The sequence below is a fragment of the Ruminococcus sp. AM43-6 genome (genome assembly GCF_003461785.1).
Classification (GTDB): Bacteria; Bacillota; Clostridia; order Oscillospirales; family Ruminococcaceae; genus Hominimerdicola; species Hominimerdicola aceti.
This window is the reverse complement of the sequence record NZ_QTXU01000003.1, coordinates 59,907-76,215: the sequence shown is the minus strand read 5'-3', so window position 1 is coordinate 76,215 and position 16,309 is coordinate 59,907. Positions and strand designations below refer to the sequence as shown.

The window sequence follows — 16,309 nt, the reverse complement described above, 5'->3', positions numbered from 1 at the left end:
AACATGGATAATTATTTGGTATAAACTTTGGCTATATCAGACCACTGTCCGAAATAGGTCTTGTCCCCTGTGGCTGTATAGCTTCTCACACGGACAAAATATATCTTTTGGCTTTTAAGATCTGTTACGGTCTTTTTGTCGGTCTTATTTGAGGTCACCTTAACTGTCTTTGCACCGCTGAAAGATATATTTTCAGCATAGGATATCACATAGCCTGTAGCAGAGCCTTTCTGTGCATAGTCTATATAAAAGCCTTTTTTCACCGGCATGAGCTTTTGGATAGTCTGCCTTGCAGGGGTGATGACAAAAGACTTCGTTATCACTCCGCCATACGAGCCTTTTCCTGTTACTGTTACCTTAGCTGTGCCTATATTCTTATTGGAAGAATATTTCACTGTATAGTCTGTGCCGTTTTTAAGGGTCTTGCCCGAATATGTGACTGTTATGCTTTGGGTGATGTTCTTGCCTGTGAAAGACTTGTTTTTTATGCCTGCGACCTTAGCTTTGGCAATATCATATTTTGCGGTGGTCACGCTCTTTGTATCAGACCATGCGCCGTTATAACGCTTGCCGCTGACTATTGTATACGAACGCACTCTTACATAATATTTCTTCCCTGCCGTCAGCTTTGAAACTGTCTTTTTATCCGTTTTGTTTGAGGATATGATCAAGGTTTTTGCACCTGCGAAGTCAGAGCGTGTGCTGTACTGCAATTCATATCCTGTGGCTGAGCCTTTCTGAGCAAAGTCGATAAAAAAGCCTTTATATCTTGTTTGCAGAGATTGTATCTCCTGTTTTGCAGGATAAATGGTAAAAGTTTTTGTTATCGTACCCTGATAGTTGCCCATGAAGCTTATGATTATTTTTCCAACGCCTATTTTTGTATTTGAGCTATAGGAAACAGTATAATCATGTTCAGGAAGAAGAAATTTTCCTCCGTCTGTTACCATAACGTCAGGTCTTATAGGCTTGCCTGTGTAGGAGAGCGTATCAACATAATAGACGCTTGTCAAGTGAGCTGATTTTGGAAGAATGTCGAATGCTTTGGCTATAGTGCCACTGTATCCGCCAATGCCTGTTATTATCATTTTGCCCTTGCCTGCGGCTATATTATCGGCATAGTCAATGGTATAGTCTTTATTATTTGTCAAAGCGGTATCGCCATAGGAAAGCGTTATACTGCTTTGAGCAAGCTCATAGCCTGTGAATGTCATATGTGTTTTAAAGCCTGATATCTCGCAGTCTTTTATAAGCTTTCTGTCGGTATAGACCGCCTGCACTGTCATATTGGCTGTAACTTTTGAAAAGTCTTTATCCCAGCATGTAAAGCGTTTGCCCTTTATGGGCGGTGCTTTGGGCGGATCGGCACTTTTGCCGTATTCTACGGTTTGAGATGATAAAACTGTGCCGTTTATATCGGTGAAATCGACCTTGCAGGTATTGGCTTTCCAGCCTGCATAAAGGGCCTTTGAGCCGTCTGAAAAGCTCACGGACGTTATAGGCTCGCCCTCAAGCTGTGGATCGGCATACCAGCCTGTAAACTGTGCGCCCTCTTTTGTGGGGGCGGAAAGCTGTATGCTTTCGCCCTCGCTAAGATCATCAGGGTTGAGGGGGCTGTTTTCGCCACCGTTCAGAATATAATCTATCTTCGCTTTGTCACTTGGGGTGACTTTTGCGGAAACTGTGGTGTTTTCTGTGAAAACTGTATTGCTGTTCACAGGTTCGCCTTTACGATACCAGCCGAGAGTGTAGCCCTGCTGAACGTTCACATTCGGGAACACGGCTTTGCCTGCATAGTCGGTGCAGACTTCTATGGTCTGTGCCACGGCAGAGAATGTTATCTTATGGGAAGCCTGCTCGCTATATGAGGTCTGGCGCACAAGAGTGCCGTCCATTGTCCACTTTGCGCTGTCTTTGAACTTTTCACCGTAGGTGTTCATTGCATATGCCCCTTGAGAAAGTGCATTTTTTGCAGAAAGGCTTGAAACCAGACTATCGCTGTCATTGCTGTAACAGCCGTATGCGTTCACAACGGAAACGGCAATATCCCTGCCGCCTATAAAAGCGTTCGTATGGGCGGAGCTGTTTTCCCTGAGGTTAGAAGAACACTCTGTTATGATACCGCAGGATTGTCTTCCTATGACGCCGCCTGAATAGACTTCTCCTGACACTGTGCCGTCAAAGGTGCAGGCTTTTATGGCTGTTCCTTGATAAAAACCCACTATTCCACCTGCGTAATCGCCTTTCACTATACAGTTTTTCAGGGAAATGTTATTTATTTCTGCACCATTTTTTATGTATGCGAAAAGCCCTGAATACTCCCCTGAGGAGATAACTGCGTTTTTTATAAGATGTCCGTTGCCGTCAAAATAGCCCATGAATGGGTTTTCAGAATCGCCTACAGGTGAGATAGTTTTTCCGTCAAAGTCAAGGTCAGTTTCAAGGGTGACTAGCTTGCCCTCGAAGCTTTCGCCACTGCTGACAAGTTTTGCAAAGCTTTCCCACTGGACTTCTGTGGTTATAACAAGTGCTTCGTCCTGTTCTTCTGCGGCGGAGATAAGGAGCTTTTGTGCGTTTGAGATATCGTTCTTGGAAGCGTTCTCGTCTGCAAGCACCGTTCGGGCGTTGTTTGCTTCCCTTTCACATCCTGCAAGAGTGCCGTACTTTGCAAGGGTGGTTTCAAGTGAACTTTTATCGGGCTTTGCAGTATCGTCAGTGTAAGCATAGATAAAAAGACTTCCTATGGAGTCGGTCTTATCTGCTCCAACGTCAGACCAATATTTGCCGTTAAGGGAAATATAGCTTTGCCCTGACTGCGCCTTTGATGTTCGGTCGCTTTCTGCAAGGAGATATCCCCTGCCGCTGTCGCCGCTGAATTTTACTGAAATGGAATATTTCTCGCCCTCTTCAAGGAGGATATCCTCGGGAAAGTCAACTGTATAAAAGCCGTTTGCGGACACTGAGCCGCTTATCTGCGTTTCAAGGACGCCTATAGGGTCGCTGTCGGAAACGTCGGTATAGACGCTTAGGGTGTAATCCGCACTGCCCGTTTTGCCCACATACATAAAGCCTGCTTTATCAAGCTTTTCATCGGCTTTAGCTGTGAAAACATTTGCACCGTAAACAGAACCGTCATTGCTTGCGTTCACAACATAGCCTGTCATTTTGCTGTAGTGATATGTATTATCACAGCTTTCTTCAAAGTCATAGCAGCAAAACTGTCCGAACTCTGCTTCGTCATAGGACACCCAATAGAAGCCGTCATTGTCCTGATCTGCGCCCCACGAGCCTTTCACAAGCCATGCGCCGTTATTGGCAGGCTTATATCTGAAATTATCCTTACTGTAATTATCGTCCCAGCCCACCACTGTGACGGAATGATTTATGATAGTGTTTTTTGAGGCGTCGGGATCATAGTAGGCAGTATTGTTATGATTCATATAGCCATTTCCTGCAAAATAGCTTGCGGAAACTGCTCCAAGCTCCATTATTTTACGCTTCACCTGCGTGGTGCTTGAAAGCTCCATGACATAATTTAGCCTGTATTCACTGACGCTTTTCTTATTTTCGGAAACTGCCATATTCTCTGTGCCGGATTCTAAAAACGGCTCGTAATCCTCATAGCATAGTCCCTGACCATTTGCGAGGGCGGAAGCTGCGAAGAGCCAGTTTCCCCCTGATGAAAAATCGTCTTTACCTGTGGCTGTGCCTGAATTTGAGGACAGCACCAAGGCAGGCACAGAAAATTCTGCGGAGGGGTTTTCAAGCCCCTTTTTGATAAGATCCTGCTCTGCACAGGCAAGGGCTGAGAATGCCCAGCAAGCACCTGTTGAAGCCTGATCTTTTACTGTTGTGATCTCTCCTGAGCTTCTTGGGTCATAGGCGGAGGGAAGCTTTCGGGCGGCTAGTCTTGAATGGGACTTTATCTGATAGTCACCCTCTGTGCTTTTGGCCACGCCCTCTATCTCATAGCTATAGCCGTTATGGGTAAAGTTTACGGGAACGACTTTTATGCCATTATCCTCGTTGGCAAGTGCAAAAGTCTGCGCCGAAAGCTGAAAAGCCAAGAGCAAAGCTGTCAAAAGCCCTGCCGCACCTTTCATTCTTCTCATTTTCCGCCCTCCTGTTTATCTCAGGTTATGGTTATCTTTCTTGTATACTCGTTTGAAATACATCTGCCGTATGCCGCTGTTTCTCTAAGTCTTACTGCGTTCTTTTCAAGGAAAGCGACACGCTTTGCATAGTCGGAGATATCCTCAAGCTTTTTCAGCGAGGTATCATACTCAAGAGTTCTGTTCTCAGCCTGCGCAAGTATGCGTGTGCCTGTGCGGTTAAAGGCAAGTATCCTGCCGTATGGCACTTGTCTGATATCGTCCTTTCTGATGCCGAGAACAAGGTGCAGGACCATTCTTCTTACTCTTGCCATGGTGATATTCTTTGACTTTATACGCTGTTCAAAGATATCCATAGTTTCAGGGCAGGAGCTTACGACAGACATAAATCTGTTGGCAAGGTGTTCGTCGCAGTCAGGGAGGGCAAGAAAATCTTCTCTTGAAGCTGTGCAGAGCTTGAAAAGCATTTCTCTGCCTGCCTGCCGGGTAAAGGACGGCTTACAGCCCTCAAAATCATATGGAACAAATCTCTGCCACTCGCCGCCCTCTTTTATAAGCTCTCTTATATGAGAAGCCGAAGCGAAATTACCAGACTCTGCCTGAGAATCATGTGCGACAGCCTCACGCTTTACGGCATAAGGCACTAGCCATGGGGCTATACGCTTTGCCGCCTTTATATACTCAACTGCAAGAACGTTATTGGGTGTGGAGAATATCTCTTCGGCGGTTCTGCCATAAAGACCTATGGAGGCTTCATACATAGCCTGCGGGTAGGTCTTTCCCTGAGATAAAAGCTCTCTGACCTGCTGTGAGTTTTCAAGCATTGCGGATATCTCCGCTGCCTGTTCAAGAGCGTTTTTATCACCGCTTTCACAGCCAAAAGACAATGTCGTTACCACATTCTCCCCAAGACCTGCAAGAAGCCTTACTGCACTTCTTGCAAAGACCTCACTGTTTGAGCATGAGAACGGGCATGGCAATTCTATAACAAGGTCTGCACCGTTTCTTATAGCAGCCTGTGCTCTGTCATATTTTGAAAAAACAGCCGCTGAACCACGCTGCACGCAATCACCGCTCATTACTGCGACGATACCCTCTGCGCCAGCCTGTCTTGTGGCTTGTATCTGATATTTGTGTCCGTTATGGAACGGATTATATTCCGCAACTATTCCCGCAATTTTCATTTTTTACTCCTCTTTCTACCCTATGCATATTTTATTCCGTCTTTCAAAAGCTTACTGCGAATTATGATACTAATATGTTAAGCCCTAGTAAAAAAATTGTGCAATATGTATATTTATGAAAAAAGCTCTTGAAATTTATCATTAATATTGATATACTATAAGTATATGATATTATGGGCTTAAAGTCAAGCCCGTTATCTGACATATTATAATCGGGAGGAGATTTTTTCCAATGAAAATCTTAGTTGTAAACGCAGGTTCATCATCACTTAAATATCAGCTTCTGGATATGAAGGACGAGTCTGTTATCGCAAAGGGCAACTGCGACCGTATCGGTATCGACGGCCATGTAAGTGCAAAGACAGGCGACGGCAGACACATCGAGGAGGATTGCAATTTCCCTACTCACACAGAGGCTTTTGAAAAGCTCGTTGAGGTACTCACATCAGGCGAAACAAAGGTCATCGACTCTATGTCTGAGATATCAGCCGTTGGTCACAGAATAGTTCAGGGTGCTGAGATATTCAAGGAGACCTGCCTTGTAACAGACGAAGTTATCGACCAGATCGACTCACTGGCTGAGCTTGCACCTGTACATAACCACCCACACGCTCTTGCACTGAGAGCCTGCAAGGCAGTTATCCCAGCAGGCACACCACAGGTAGTCGTATTCGACACTGCTTTCCACTCAACAATGCCAAGAAAGGCTTATCTCTACGGTCTGCCATACGAGTGCTACACTGATCTTCATGTAAGAAAATACGGCTTCCACGGAACATCACACAGATTTGTTTCAGGCGAGCTTGCAAGAGTAATGGGCAAGCCTATCGAGGAGCTTAAGATAGTTTCATGCCACCTTGGAAACGGTTCTTCTATCACAGCTATCAACGGCGGCAAGTCTGTTGACACATCAATGGGCTTTACTCCTCTTGACGGTCTTGTAATGGGCACACGCTGCGGTTCTGTTGACCCTTCTGCTGTTGACTATGTTGAGAAGAAAATGGGTTTCACACCTGACCAGATGACAGAATACATGAACAAGAAGTCAGGCTTCCTTGGTCTTTCTGGTATCGGCTCTGACAACAGAGATATTCAGGCTGCTGCAAGTGAGGGCAATGAGAGAGCGCTTATCGTAAGCGAGATATTCGCTTATCAGATCAAGAAGTTCATCGGTTCATACGCTGCTGCAATGAACGGCCTTGACGCTGTTATCTTCACAGGCGGTATCGGTGAGAACGCACCTGAGGTAAGAGCGGCTGCTTGCTCAAATCTCGATATCCTCGGTATCCACATTGACGCTGAGAAAAACCTCTGCCGTGGAATCCTCAAGGAGATATCCACAGACGATTCTAAGACAAAGGTTTACGTTATCCCAACAAACGAAGAGCTTCTCATTGCAAGAGATACTCTGGCACTTGTTACAAAGTAATATTTCAGATAACATTAAGGGCGGCTTTCTTATGAGAGCCGTCCTTTTTTTGCGCATAAAAAAGGCACAGGAGAGGTTTTCCTGTGCCTTGGTTTGTTTGATAAGACCGCCAATTTTCATGTAGGGGCTAGCGCCCTCGACAGCCCGATTTTGAGGGTGTAAAAGTTTGAATTATCACGAAATTTTGTGGGTTGACGAAATATCGAGAAGTGGGACATCGTATTTGTTTGAATGTACGATATTGGCTATATACGTTTTCCAAACACCATTGTATCAGGTCTTAACGCCTGAGAACTGCGTCTGATAAAGTCTGTAGTAACAGCCCTTGGCGGCGATAAGCTCCTCATGGCTACCCTGCTCTGCAACACGTCCACCGTCGATAACGACTATCTTATCGGCGTCACGGATAGTGGAAAGTCGGTGAGCGATGATAAGGGACGTTCTGTTTTTCATAAGAGCCACCATTGCGGACTGAATGTGCATCTCAGTTCTGGTATCAACCGAGGAAGTGGCTTCGTCAAGAATAAGTATCTTCGGGTCGGCAAGCACTGCTCTTGCTATGGAGAGAAGCTGACGCTGACCTTGTGAAAGGTTTGAGCCGCCCTCGGCAAGCACTGTGTCGTAACCCTCGGAAAGTCTTTCTATGAACTCGTCTGCGTTCGCAAACTTTGCCGCCGCCTTTATTTCATCAAGGGTGGCGTTTTCTCTGCCGTAGCGGATATTCTCCTCTATGGTGTCCTTAAAAAGCACTGTATCCTGCAAAACTATGGCTATGGAACGTCTGAGCTTGTCTTTCGGGATATCGTAAATGCTCTGACCGTCTATGGTTATCTCACCGCTGTCAACGGGATAAAATCTTGTGAGAAGATTTACTATGGTGGTCTTGCCTGAGCCTGTTGCACCAACTATGGCTATTTTCTGACCTGCTTTTACTTCAAGATCGAGGTCTTTTAGCACCTGTTTTTCAGGAACATACGAGAAGTCGATATGCTTGAAGTCGATATCGCCTTTGACGTTTTCCACCTCAAAGTCGGCCTTGCCCTCGTCAGTTTCCTTATCAGCGTCCATGACCTCAAATATACGCTCTGCGCCTGCTATTGCGGTCTGGATATTTGCAAACTGGTTTGCTATCTCGTTGATAGGTCGTGAGAACTGTTTTGAATAGAGTATAAAAGCCTGAATAGTTCCCACTGTTATAAAGCCTTTTATTGCGAACCAGCCGCCAAATGCAGCGATAAGGATAAAGCCGAAATTGGATATTAAGTTCATGCAAGGACCCATTACACCACCGAATATCTGAGCTTTTATGCCGCATTTTTTCAGATTGTTGCTCATTTTCTCAAACTTGTCAACAGCGTCCTGCTCTTTGCCATAGGAAACGACCGTTCTATATCCAACTACCATTTCTTCCACTTCACCGTTTATCTCGCCAAGAAGCACCTGCTGTTTGATGAAGTATTTCTTCATATACTTTGTGAGTACGCCTGAAACGAATATGGTAAGGAACACTGTAGACAGTGAGATAAGGGTAAGAAGAGGTGAATACAGAAGCATTATGACAACTGTTCCCACTATGGTCAGCACGCCTGAGATGAGCGAGCCTATAGACTGAGAGATAGTTGTGGAGATATTCTCGACGTCGTTTGTCATACGGCTCATTATATCGCCATGGCTATGGGTATCGAGATACTTTATAGGAAGTCTTACAAGGCTTGAGAACAAGTCTTTACGCATAGTCTTTACTGTGTACTGTGAAAGCTTTGCAGAGAAGATTCCCTGCATATAGGTGAAAACAGAGGACAGAAGATAAACTGCCCCAAGACCTATGAGCGTTCTGCCAAGCGCACCGAAGTCAACGCTTGTTTTCTTTTTGGTGAGGGTAATGCAGTCGATAGCTATCTGCTGGATAGACGGTGCGGCAAGGTTGAGCAGAGTTATGATGAGCATTACACCGATAAGGGCGAAAAACAGATATCTGTTCCTGCCTATATAGCCTATGAGCTTTTTAAGGGTGTTCTTTGCGTCCTTAGGCTTTTCCATTGTGAGCCTTGCACCGTGAGGTCCGCCCGGCTTTCTTCCGCCGGGTCCCATTGGAGGCATTGGAGGCATTACACTTCACCTCCTGACGTTTTCACCTGTGAGGCGTAGATATCCTGATATACCTCGCAGGTCTTTAGCAGATTTTCATGAGTATCGCAGGCACAAAGCTTGCCGTGGTCAAGAACTGCTATCCTGTCGCATGATTTTACGCTCTGGATACGCTGTGCGATTATGATAAGGGTAGTGCCGTTCATTTTGCGGTCTATCTCCGCACGGAGCTTTGCTTCTGTGCCAAGGTCGAGGGCGGAGGTGGAATCATCAAGAATGAGGATCTCAGGTTTTTTAAGTACCGCTCTTGAGATAGAAAGTCTTTGCTTCTGACCGCCTGACAGTGAAGCACCCTTTTCGGCTATAATACCCTCATAGCCTGCAGGTATCTTCTGAATGAACTCGTCAGCCTGAGCTGCCTGTGCGGCGGAGATGACCTCCTCATGGGTAGCGTTTTTGTCGCCCCACTTTATGTTGTCCTCAACTGTGCCTGAGAAAAGCTCGCTCTTTTGCAGGACTATGCCAACTTTCTTTCTAAGCTCGTCAAGCTTGCAGTCCTTGACGTTTACGCCGTCAACAAGGACTTCCCCTGCTGTGCAATCGTAAAATCTTGGGATAAGGTTCACAAGAGAGGATTTTCCCGAACCAGTTGCACCTAGTATGGCGACGCTCTCGCCTGACTTTATATCAAGAGTAAGGTCTGAGATAACAGGTCTGCCCTTTGTTTCAGGATAAGAGAATGAAACGTTTTTAAAGCTCACTGTGCCCCCTGTTTTATCTGCAAGGGAAACGCTGCCGCTTTTTATAACTGGGTCAGTTTCAAGGACTTCTCTCAATCTGTTTGCAGATGCGGAAGCCTTTGCGAGGGTCTGGAACATCATAGACATCATCATTACGCCATGCAAGACCTGAGTAAGATATGTGATAGCCGCCATGACCTCGCCGACCTTCATAGCTTGTGCCTGCACCTGCCAGCCGCCTATAACTATAACGGCAATAACAGACAGATTGAGTATTATCATAAGAAGCGGCTGAAGGATAGCCATAAGGGTCTGAACACGGAGGTTTGATTCCATAAGGCTTATATTTGCATCGTCAAAACGCTTTTCTTCTGTATCCTCTCTGACATAGGCTTTTACTACTCTTGCGCCTGTGACGTTCTCCTGAACCACTGAGTTTACGCTGTCAAGACGTTTTGCGACGATAGAATAGTATGGGTTAGCCTTTTTGAGAATTACTATCATCATGATTATCTCTACAGGCAAGGCGCATAGGATTATTATTCCAAAGCGAACGTTCAGAGTGAGCATCATGATTATTCCGCCAAAGAACAGCAGGCTGTCACGCACCAACATTCTCAGCATGAAGTCTACCATTTGCTGAATGGCGGTTATATCCGCTGTAAGACGTGTTACCAATGAGCCTGTTGTGAACTTGTCGGTCTGTTCAAAAGAAAGACCCATGACACGCTTGAAAACGTCCACACGCAGATCTCGTGAAAAGCTTTGGGAAGCTATCCCACCGAATGCAGAAGCCGCAATTCCGCAAGCTCCGCCGCCTATAAGAACAAGGAGCATAAGAAGTCCCGTTCTTATGATAAGATCCATATCCTGACCCAGCACGCCATCGTCAACTATTTTTGACATAAGCTTTGGCTGAAGCAGGTCGCCCAGCACTTCTCCCACCATGGATAGAGGTGTCAGCACCGCAAACAGTGCATAGGGCTTCAAGTATTTGCTTAGTTTTACTTTCAAAGCAGTTCCTCCTAAAAATATATTTCAGGCTACTTATACGCAGGGGAACATTGACGGAAGATAGCAAATGCAGAGCAGTGGGCTGTCAAGGACGCCAGCCACTACAAAATGTGTGATATAACTTTTTATGTAGTGGCGAACAGCGTTCGCCCGCATTGCTTTTGTTTTGCTAATGATCGCATCGACTTTTCACTGCTGGTGACAAGGCAGAGCCTTTGAAATCACAGCCCTAATTGTGCATTATCTCAAGCTCCCCGGACAGCTCCTGCGCTGTCATTTTTCTGCTGAGGGAGGCTTTGTCTATCATTATGGTAACAGGCTCTTTTCCGTGGATATCGAACCAGTTGTCAGAGAACACGCAGTCGGCAGTTTTTAGGCTGAGGCAGACGCTTTTGGCGTAATTCTCGGCACAGAATGTCAGGGCGAATTCATCCTCGCTTTCTGATATGCCGTAGGTTATGGCAGGCTCTAGGAAGGTAAATTCTTTCGGGCGCACAAAGAGCGTTGTGCCAAAGCTCAACACCTTGCCGTTTTCCATAATGGAATATTCCAGATATTTTTCACGAGGGTCGGTACGGTTTTTAAGCTCGTCTGAAAGGTCGATAGCAAGGACGTTTTGTGCTGTAAGAGCCGGAACGCTCACGGATTTTTCTCCGCTTTGCAGAATTTCAGCTTTATTGTTTCTAAGCGTCCATTTTACCACGCCCTCAAAAGCTGTCATTCGCTCGTTGGATATGTTAAGAACAGGCTTTTTTCTATGGGTATCGTCGCAGGAGATAAGGCATAGAGCGTAAAAACGCTTTGCATAATAATGCAGACCTTTCCACCTGCCGAAATAGTCGATACTTGACCACGAGATAACAGGGTTTGAATCGTTCACCTGCCAATAGGCAGAGCCCATACATCTGCCCCTTGCACGCCGCATATGCTCAACATTAGAGCGTATGCAGTCTGCCTGAACGAGCTGTGAGGAATAGATGAGCTTTTTGAAATCATATGGATATCTTACCATTTGAGCGAGATAGTACATTATCTTCTCGTTGCCTTGAACGCACTTCTGATGTGCCTCCATAACCGGTGAGCAAAGGTCAAAGTCGCCCTTTGTTTCATCAGCAAAGGCACGGCAGGTCTTTATATCAGGCAGGCTTTCAAAGCCGTACTCCGAACAGAAACGGTAATAAAATTCTCTGAACGCTTCGATAGGCTTGAAGTTGTGCCAAACGTCCCAATAGTGCATATCGCCTGCATGGTTTGAGGAAGCGTCCTTAAAGCCGCCTCCTGAGGATGGTGAGGAAGGCCAATAGAAGGTGTTTTCGCAGGGGTCATAGGCTTTAAGCACCTGTGGGATAATATCCTCAAAAATAATAAGATAGTCACGCTTTGCTTCCTCGTCCTCGGGAAGACCCCAATATTCCCATGCGGATTCTATCTCGTTGTTGCCGCACCACAGACCAAGAGAGGGGTGGTTTCTCAGGCGGATAACGTTGTCACGAACTTCCCCACGGACAGTTTCTTCAAACTCCTCTGTGAGCAGATATGCAGAGCAGGCGAACATAAAGTCCTGCCATACTATGATACCGTTCTCGTCGCAGTAGTCATAGAAATACTCGTCAGGGTAATAACCGCCGCCCCACACTCTTATAAAGTTATAGTTTGCGGCCTTGCAATCTGCAAGGAGCTTTCTTGTTTTCTCCTCGTTACAGCGTGTGACTATCTGGTCTTCGGGGATATAGTTTGCACCCATGGCAAATATCTTCACGCCGTTGTTTATAAAGCAGAACTCCTCGCCCCACTGATCTTTTTCACGGCTGACAGTTAAAGTTCTAAGACCTATGCGCTGTATATTTTTATCTGTGCAAGCGTCATTTTCATCATACAAAGTCACTGCACAGCTATAAAGTGGCTGTTCGCCATAGCCGTTCACCCACCAAAGCTGAGGGTCGCTTATCACAAGCTCTGTTTCATAATATTCTGCACTTTCCTCTAGGCTTATGTCGGCTTTTGCGGTGATATTGCCCTGCGGGTCGGATATTTCCACCATAGCTTTTTTACAGCCGTGGTTTTCTATATGCAAAAGGGCTTTCAAAGTCACTTGGTTATCGGTGTGCTTTTGGCTGTAGTAAACGTCAAGTATACGTCCTGCATCTGGAACGATAAGGGATACACTGCGCCATATTCCCATATCAGGGAGCATTGGACCCCAATCCCAGCCGAACATACAATGGGCTTTTCTTATATGTGTATAGCCTGTCATGGTGGAGTCAACGCCCCAAAGGTGACGTTTTTCGTCCATTTCTTTTATGTATCTGTTTGGCGAGGTTATTTTCACTGTGAGAGTGTTGTCCCCCTCTTTGATAATACCATGGACAGGAAACTCCCACACTCTGTGCATATTGTTCACTCTGCCAAGGTGAATGCCGTTGAGACAGACGTTTGCTATGGTATCAATGCCGTCAAAGTGCAGGACAGTATGTTTGCACTCCACTGCGGACTTGTCTGCGATGAATGTAGTTTCAAAATCGTAATCATCATCACATATCTGTGTGGAGATATACTCGTTCTCACGATAATATGGGTCGGGTATCTTTTTATAGTCAAGCAGGGTCTTATATACAGAGCATGGAACTTTGCAATCAAAGCTCTCCTGCGTGCCTGCTTTTTTCATTTTCCAGTTATCGTTAAGGCTTACTGTTATACTCATTATTTTTCTCCTTATTTATCATGAACGCAGAAAAGGTTTGTTTCCCATGCGGGGTAATATCTTTCCTGACGGATATAGAATTTGTATCCTTTGCAAAGGCTGTTTATATACAGAGGCAGGGTGATGTAATCATATGGTCTGTGATACAACGCACTGCATATTTTTGGGGCATAGCGTGAAATGGTATATTCACTGCCTTTGATAGCTTCTAGGTCTGCTCCCTCAACGTCATATTTTATATAGGTGCATTTTTTGCCTGCAAGAACGCTGTCCAGACTTCTTGCACGAACCTTTTTTCCTGCGGCATCTACTCTGCCCTGTCTGCCTGCGCCACCTGCGAAATAAAGCTCGGTATCAATACTCCATGCGGCGGCATTGTAAAGGCTTATATTGTCATTGGCTTTTAGATTTTTCAGGCATTTCTGAAAGTTTTTTCTCTCAGGTTCGAGGGCATATATTCTCTCATACTTTCCCCCTGTGCGTGAGATAAGCTCTGCGGCAGTGTCGCCTGTGTATGCTCCCAAGTCGCAGTATATCTCGTTTTCTCCAAGGGGAAGTATCTCGGTTATCTTGTCCTTATCCGTAAATATCTCACGGAGATAAGAAAGCTTGCCTGTTATCTTGTACGCTGTCAGCTTTTCAAAGGTAAGCTTTGAAATATCGTCATCAAAAAGGCGGTAAGCTTTTTCAGCCTGAGAATACATTGAGAGAAGCTTTTCCTTGCTGAAATTTTCATCGCCTGCAACGCACATTTCCGGCACTATGACCTCGCAGCTTTTTTCAATATTGTCGATACGCTCCATTATCTCAGGCAGGCTCGTGCCAAAGCCAAGCACAACTGTGATATTCCCAAACTGCGCTTGCACCTGAGAGAAAGTCTGCACCTTAAACCCTCTGAAGCTTTGTCCACGGACAAAATCGTCGCTTGCAAAAACACCTGTGCATTTTATGCCAAGTCTATCAAATTCATCAAGAAGCTTTTCCGCTCCATCGCCCATGCCGTATATGAATATCGGCTTTTCGCAGGTCTTGAGCCTGTCCCACGAGCTTTCAAGGGACTGAAAATATTCTTTTGAAAACATTCACACTTTCCTCTCCAAAAAAGGCTCTCACAGAAAGATCTGCGAAAGCCCCTTATTCTTATAGAACTTTATATGATATCGTCATTGATATCAAAATCATCATGATCGTGGCAATGACCGCCGTCACCACCGACCATATCTCTGCCCCTTACACGGTATCTATCACGATTTATATTGATATACTTATCAAGCTGTGCAAGCACATCTCTTGGCGCTTTTATGGACTTGACTTCCTTAATAGGCGTATCAACGTCTTTGACATTCATTACTATTGTGCCACAGCCGAACATTCTTTGTCCGAACGGCAGGACAAGCTTTTTGTCGATGACCCTATAAAGGTCAAGCTCGTCTTCCTCTATGCTGAGAAAACCCTTGCGTGTTATAAACTTATCTTCTGTGAGAAAATATCTTGTAAATGATATAGGCAGACCAAAAATCGTTCTTTTCTTATCTGTCCAAATGTAATTGATAACGTCTTTTTTCATAAAACGACGTCGCCTCCCTCAACATTATCTATAATTTTTTACAAAGACATCATTGCAAACTGGTGGCACAAAAAGCTGCTGACCATGTTTTTGCAACGATCCTCCCGTATATTTTACCACGCAATAAAGCTTTTGTCAAGAAATTATCCTTTGTAAAAGCTATGTAAAAATACCGTTCATTTATATATTTCTATATCATTTCGCAAATATTAATAAATGTAAAATCACACATTTATCTTAATATTTTTTTAATCATATAGCAATCTTTGCTGGCATTTTCGACTTTTTTCTACATAAAATAAGCTTTCATAACAATGTAAAGTTGATGTAAAATATAGCAAATCGTCAATTTATTCATATAATATATTGATTTAAACGACATAAAAGCATATTTTATCAGTGTAAATTACAATATTTGCACAATTATCTCATTTAAAATTTGGTCATAGCCGACATTTGTTTATTTACTATGTATAGATTGTTGCGCGTTTCTTAAAACATAGTACAAAAAGCAAGAAAATTAAGTAAAAAACTTGAAATTATATCGTAAAAATGTTATACTGCAAGTGTAGTATAAAGTTAAAAAAATAAAAAAACCGGAGGAAGATTTAAAATGTGTAAAAAAGACGTGATCAAAATCCTTGTCGGAAGCCTCAATCAGGCCGGCATGAAGGTGGCAGACTATCTGAAAAAACAGGGGTACAATGTTGCGCAGTCAGACTACAATCCACTGGAGATACAGCTTGAGGTGCTTAAAAGCAAACCTGATTTTCTGATAATTTCAGAAATAACTGAATTTCCCTACGAGCTGTGCAAAAATCTCAAAGGGGCTTGTCCTAAGCTGAAAATAATCATGCTTTCCGACAGAAAAACCAACAATGGAAACAATGGACTTGCAAAATACGCAGACATGATAATAAAAAGTCCTCTAAGCTGTGCGGATATCAAAAACGCACTCAGAGCGCTTCAGTGTCCTGACGATTCTGCAGATCTGAACATCACAATAACACGAAGCTCTGACGAGGGGTACACCAATGGCGACATACAATCTGCTATATCCACCGTGATGAAGCGGTTGTGCATAACTCCGAATTATAACGGCTATGGCTACATCAAAGAGGCAATAAAAATGGCTCTTACGACAGACAAAGCCAACAGACGTGTCACAAAGGTCATTTATCCAGAGATAGCGGCGGCACATGGAGTAACCACAGTAAGCGTTGAAAGAAATATGCGCACCGCCATAAGGGTCGGTTGGGAAAAGGCTCATGACAAAGACAAAGCCGAGATATTCGGTAATTTTGCCATAAGACCTGACCACTACCCCACAAACAGCGAATTTATTTTCGTTGCCGCCGAATACATAAACAGCAAATATCCAGCGGAAAAGGCATTATCAGCCACCGCTGAACATACTAGCGAAAGTAATTTATTTATCTGACAAGAAGAAAGCCGTTATGCCCACAGGCACAGC

General features: G+C 44.6%; 9 protein-coding genes. 2 read left to right on the top strand and 7 right to left on the bottom strand.

Features of this window, described 5'->3' with window-relative positions; translation table 11 throughout:
• Positions 1 to 11: 11 nt before the first annotated feature.
• Together DW938_RS03610 and DW938_RS03605 are read right to left on the bottom strand one after the other, a co-directional pair.
• Positions 12 to 4,112: a lectin like domain-containing protein gene (locus DW938_RS03610; RefSeq protein WP_118123916.1), complete on the bottom strand. Its 4,101-nt coding sequence runs from the start codon at positions 4,110 to 4,112 to the stop codon at positions 12 to 14.
• Between the two features lie 20 nt (positions 4,113 to 4,132).
• Positions 4,133 to 5,296 (bottom strand): nucleotidyltransferase family protein, encoded by a 1,164-nt coding sequence (locus DW938_RS03605; RefSeq protein WP_118123915.1) that lies wholly within the window; start codon positions 5,294 to 5,296, stop codon positions 4,133 to 4,135.
• A gap of 232 nt (positions 5,297 to 5,528) precedes the next feature.
• Between DW938_RS03605 and DW938_RS03600 the strand changes: the two genes are divergently transcribed.
• Positions 5,529 to 6,725 (top strand): acetate kinase, encoded by a 1,197-nt coding sequence (locus DW938_RS03600; RefSeq protein ID WP_117958021.1) that lies wholly within the window; start codon positions 5,529 to 5,531, stop codon positions 6,723 to 6,725.
• Positions 6,726 to 6,998: 273 nt separating this feature from the next.
• Here the strand turns inward: DW938_RS03600 and DW938_RS03595 are convergent, their stop codons facing one another.
• The 5 genes from DW938_RS03595 to DW938_RS03575 all read right to left on the bottom strand — a co-directional run bounded on the left by DW938_RS03595 (position 6,999) and on the right by DW938_RS03575 (position 14,835).
• Positions 6,999 to 8,834 (bottom strand): ABC transporter ATP-binding protein, encoded by a 1,836-nt coding sequence (locus DW938_RS03595; protein ID WP_118123914.1) that lies wholly within the window; start codon positions 8,832 to 8,834, stop codon positions 6,999 to 7,001.
• Positions 8,834 to 10,567: an ABC transporter ATP-binding protein gene (locus tag DW938_RS03590; protein WP_278278269.1), complete on the bottom strand. Its 1,734-nt coding sequence runs from the start codon at positions 10,565 to 10,567 to the stop codon at positions 8,834 to 8,836. The genes DW938_RS03595 and DW938_RS03590 overlap by 1 nt, the downstream gene beginning before the upstream one ends.
• Positions 10,568 to 10,796: 229 nt before the next feature.
• Positions 10,797 to 13,268, bottom strand: coding sequence for a glycoside hydrolase family 2 protein (locus DW938_RS03585; protein ID WP_118123913.1), 2,472 nt, complete (start codon positions 13,266 to 13,268; stop codon positions 10,797 to 10,799).
• Positions 13,269 to 13,279: 11 nt separating this feature from the next.
• Positions 13,280 to 14,350 carry an FkbM family methyltransferase gene (locus DW938_RS03580; protein ID WP_117858451.1) on the bottom strand — a complete coding sequence of 357 codons (1,071 nt, stop codon included), beginning with the start codon at positions 14,348 to 14,350 and terminating at the stop codon, positions 13,280 to 13,282.
• Between the two features lie 68 nt (positions 14,351 to 14,418).
• Complete coding sequence (locus tag DW938_RS03575; protein ID WP_117858448.1) at positions 14,419 to 14,835, bottom strand: PH domain-containing protein; 417 nt, start codon at positions 14,833 to 14,835, stop codon at positions 14,419 to 14,421.
• A 613-nt stretch (positions 14,836 to 15,448) separates the two neighbouring features.
• Here DW938_RS03575 and DW938_RS03570 point away from each other — a divergent pair.
• Positions 15,449 to 16,276, top strand: coding sequence for a sporulation initiation factor Spo0A C-terminal domain-containing protein (locus DW938_RS03570; protein WP_117858446.1), 828 nt, complete (start codon positions 15,449 to 15,451; stop codon positions 16,274 to 16,276).
• The last annotated feature ends 33 nt before the right edge of the window (positions 16,277 to 16,309 follow it).

What these genes read in the sequence shown, in the direction of transcription:
- DW938_RS03610 (WP_118123916.1), bottom strand. Translation starts at nt 4,112, where the DNA reads ATGAGAAGAATGAAAGGTGCGGCAGGGCTTTTGACAGCTTTGCTCTTG.
- DW938_RS03605 (WP_118123915.1), bottom strand. Translation starts at nt 5,296, where the DNA reads ATGAAAATTGCGGGAATAGTTGCGGAATATAATCCGTTCCATAACGGA.
- DW938_RS03600 (WP_117958021.1), top strand. Translation starts at nt 5,529, where the DNA reads ATGAAAATCTTAGTTGTAAACGCAGGTTCATCATCACTTAAATATCAG.
- DW938_RS03595 (WP_118123914.1), bottom strand. Translation starts at nt 8,834, where the DNA reads ATGCCTCCAATGCCTCCAATGGGACCCGGCGGAAGAAAGCCGGGCGGA.
- DW938_RS03585 (WP_118123913.1), bottom strand. Translation starts at nt 13,268, where the DNA reads ATGAGTATAACAGTAAGCCTTAACGATAACTGGAAAATGAAAAAAGCA.
- DW938_RS03580 (WP_117858451.1), bottom strand. Translation starts at nt 14,350, where the DNA reads ATGTTTTCAAAAGAATATTTTCAGTCCCTTGAAAGCTCGTGGGACAGG.
- DW938_RS03575 (WP_117858448.1), bottom strand. Translation starts at nt 14,835, where the DNA reads ATGAAAAAAGACGTTATCAATTACATTTGGACAGATAAGAAAAGAACG.
- DW938_RS03570 (WP_117858446.1), top strand. Translation starts at nt 15,449, where the DNA reads ATGTGTAAAAAAGACGTGATCAAAATCCTTGTCGGAAGCCTCAATCAG.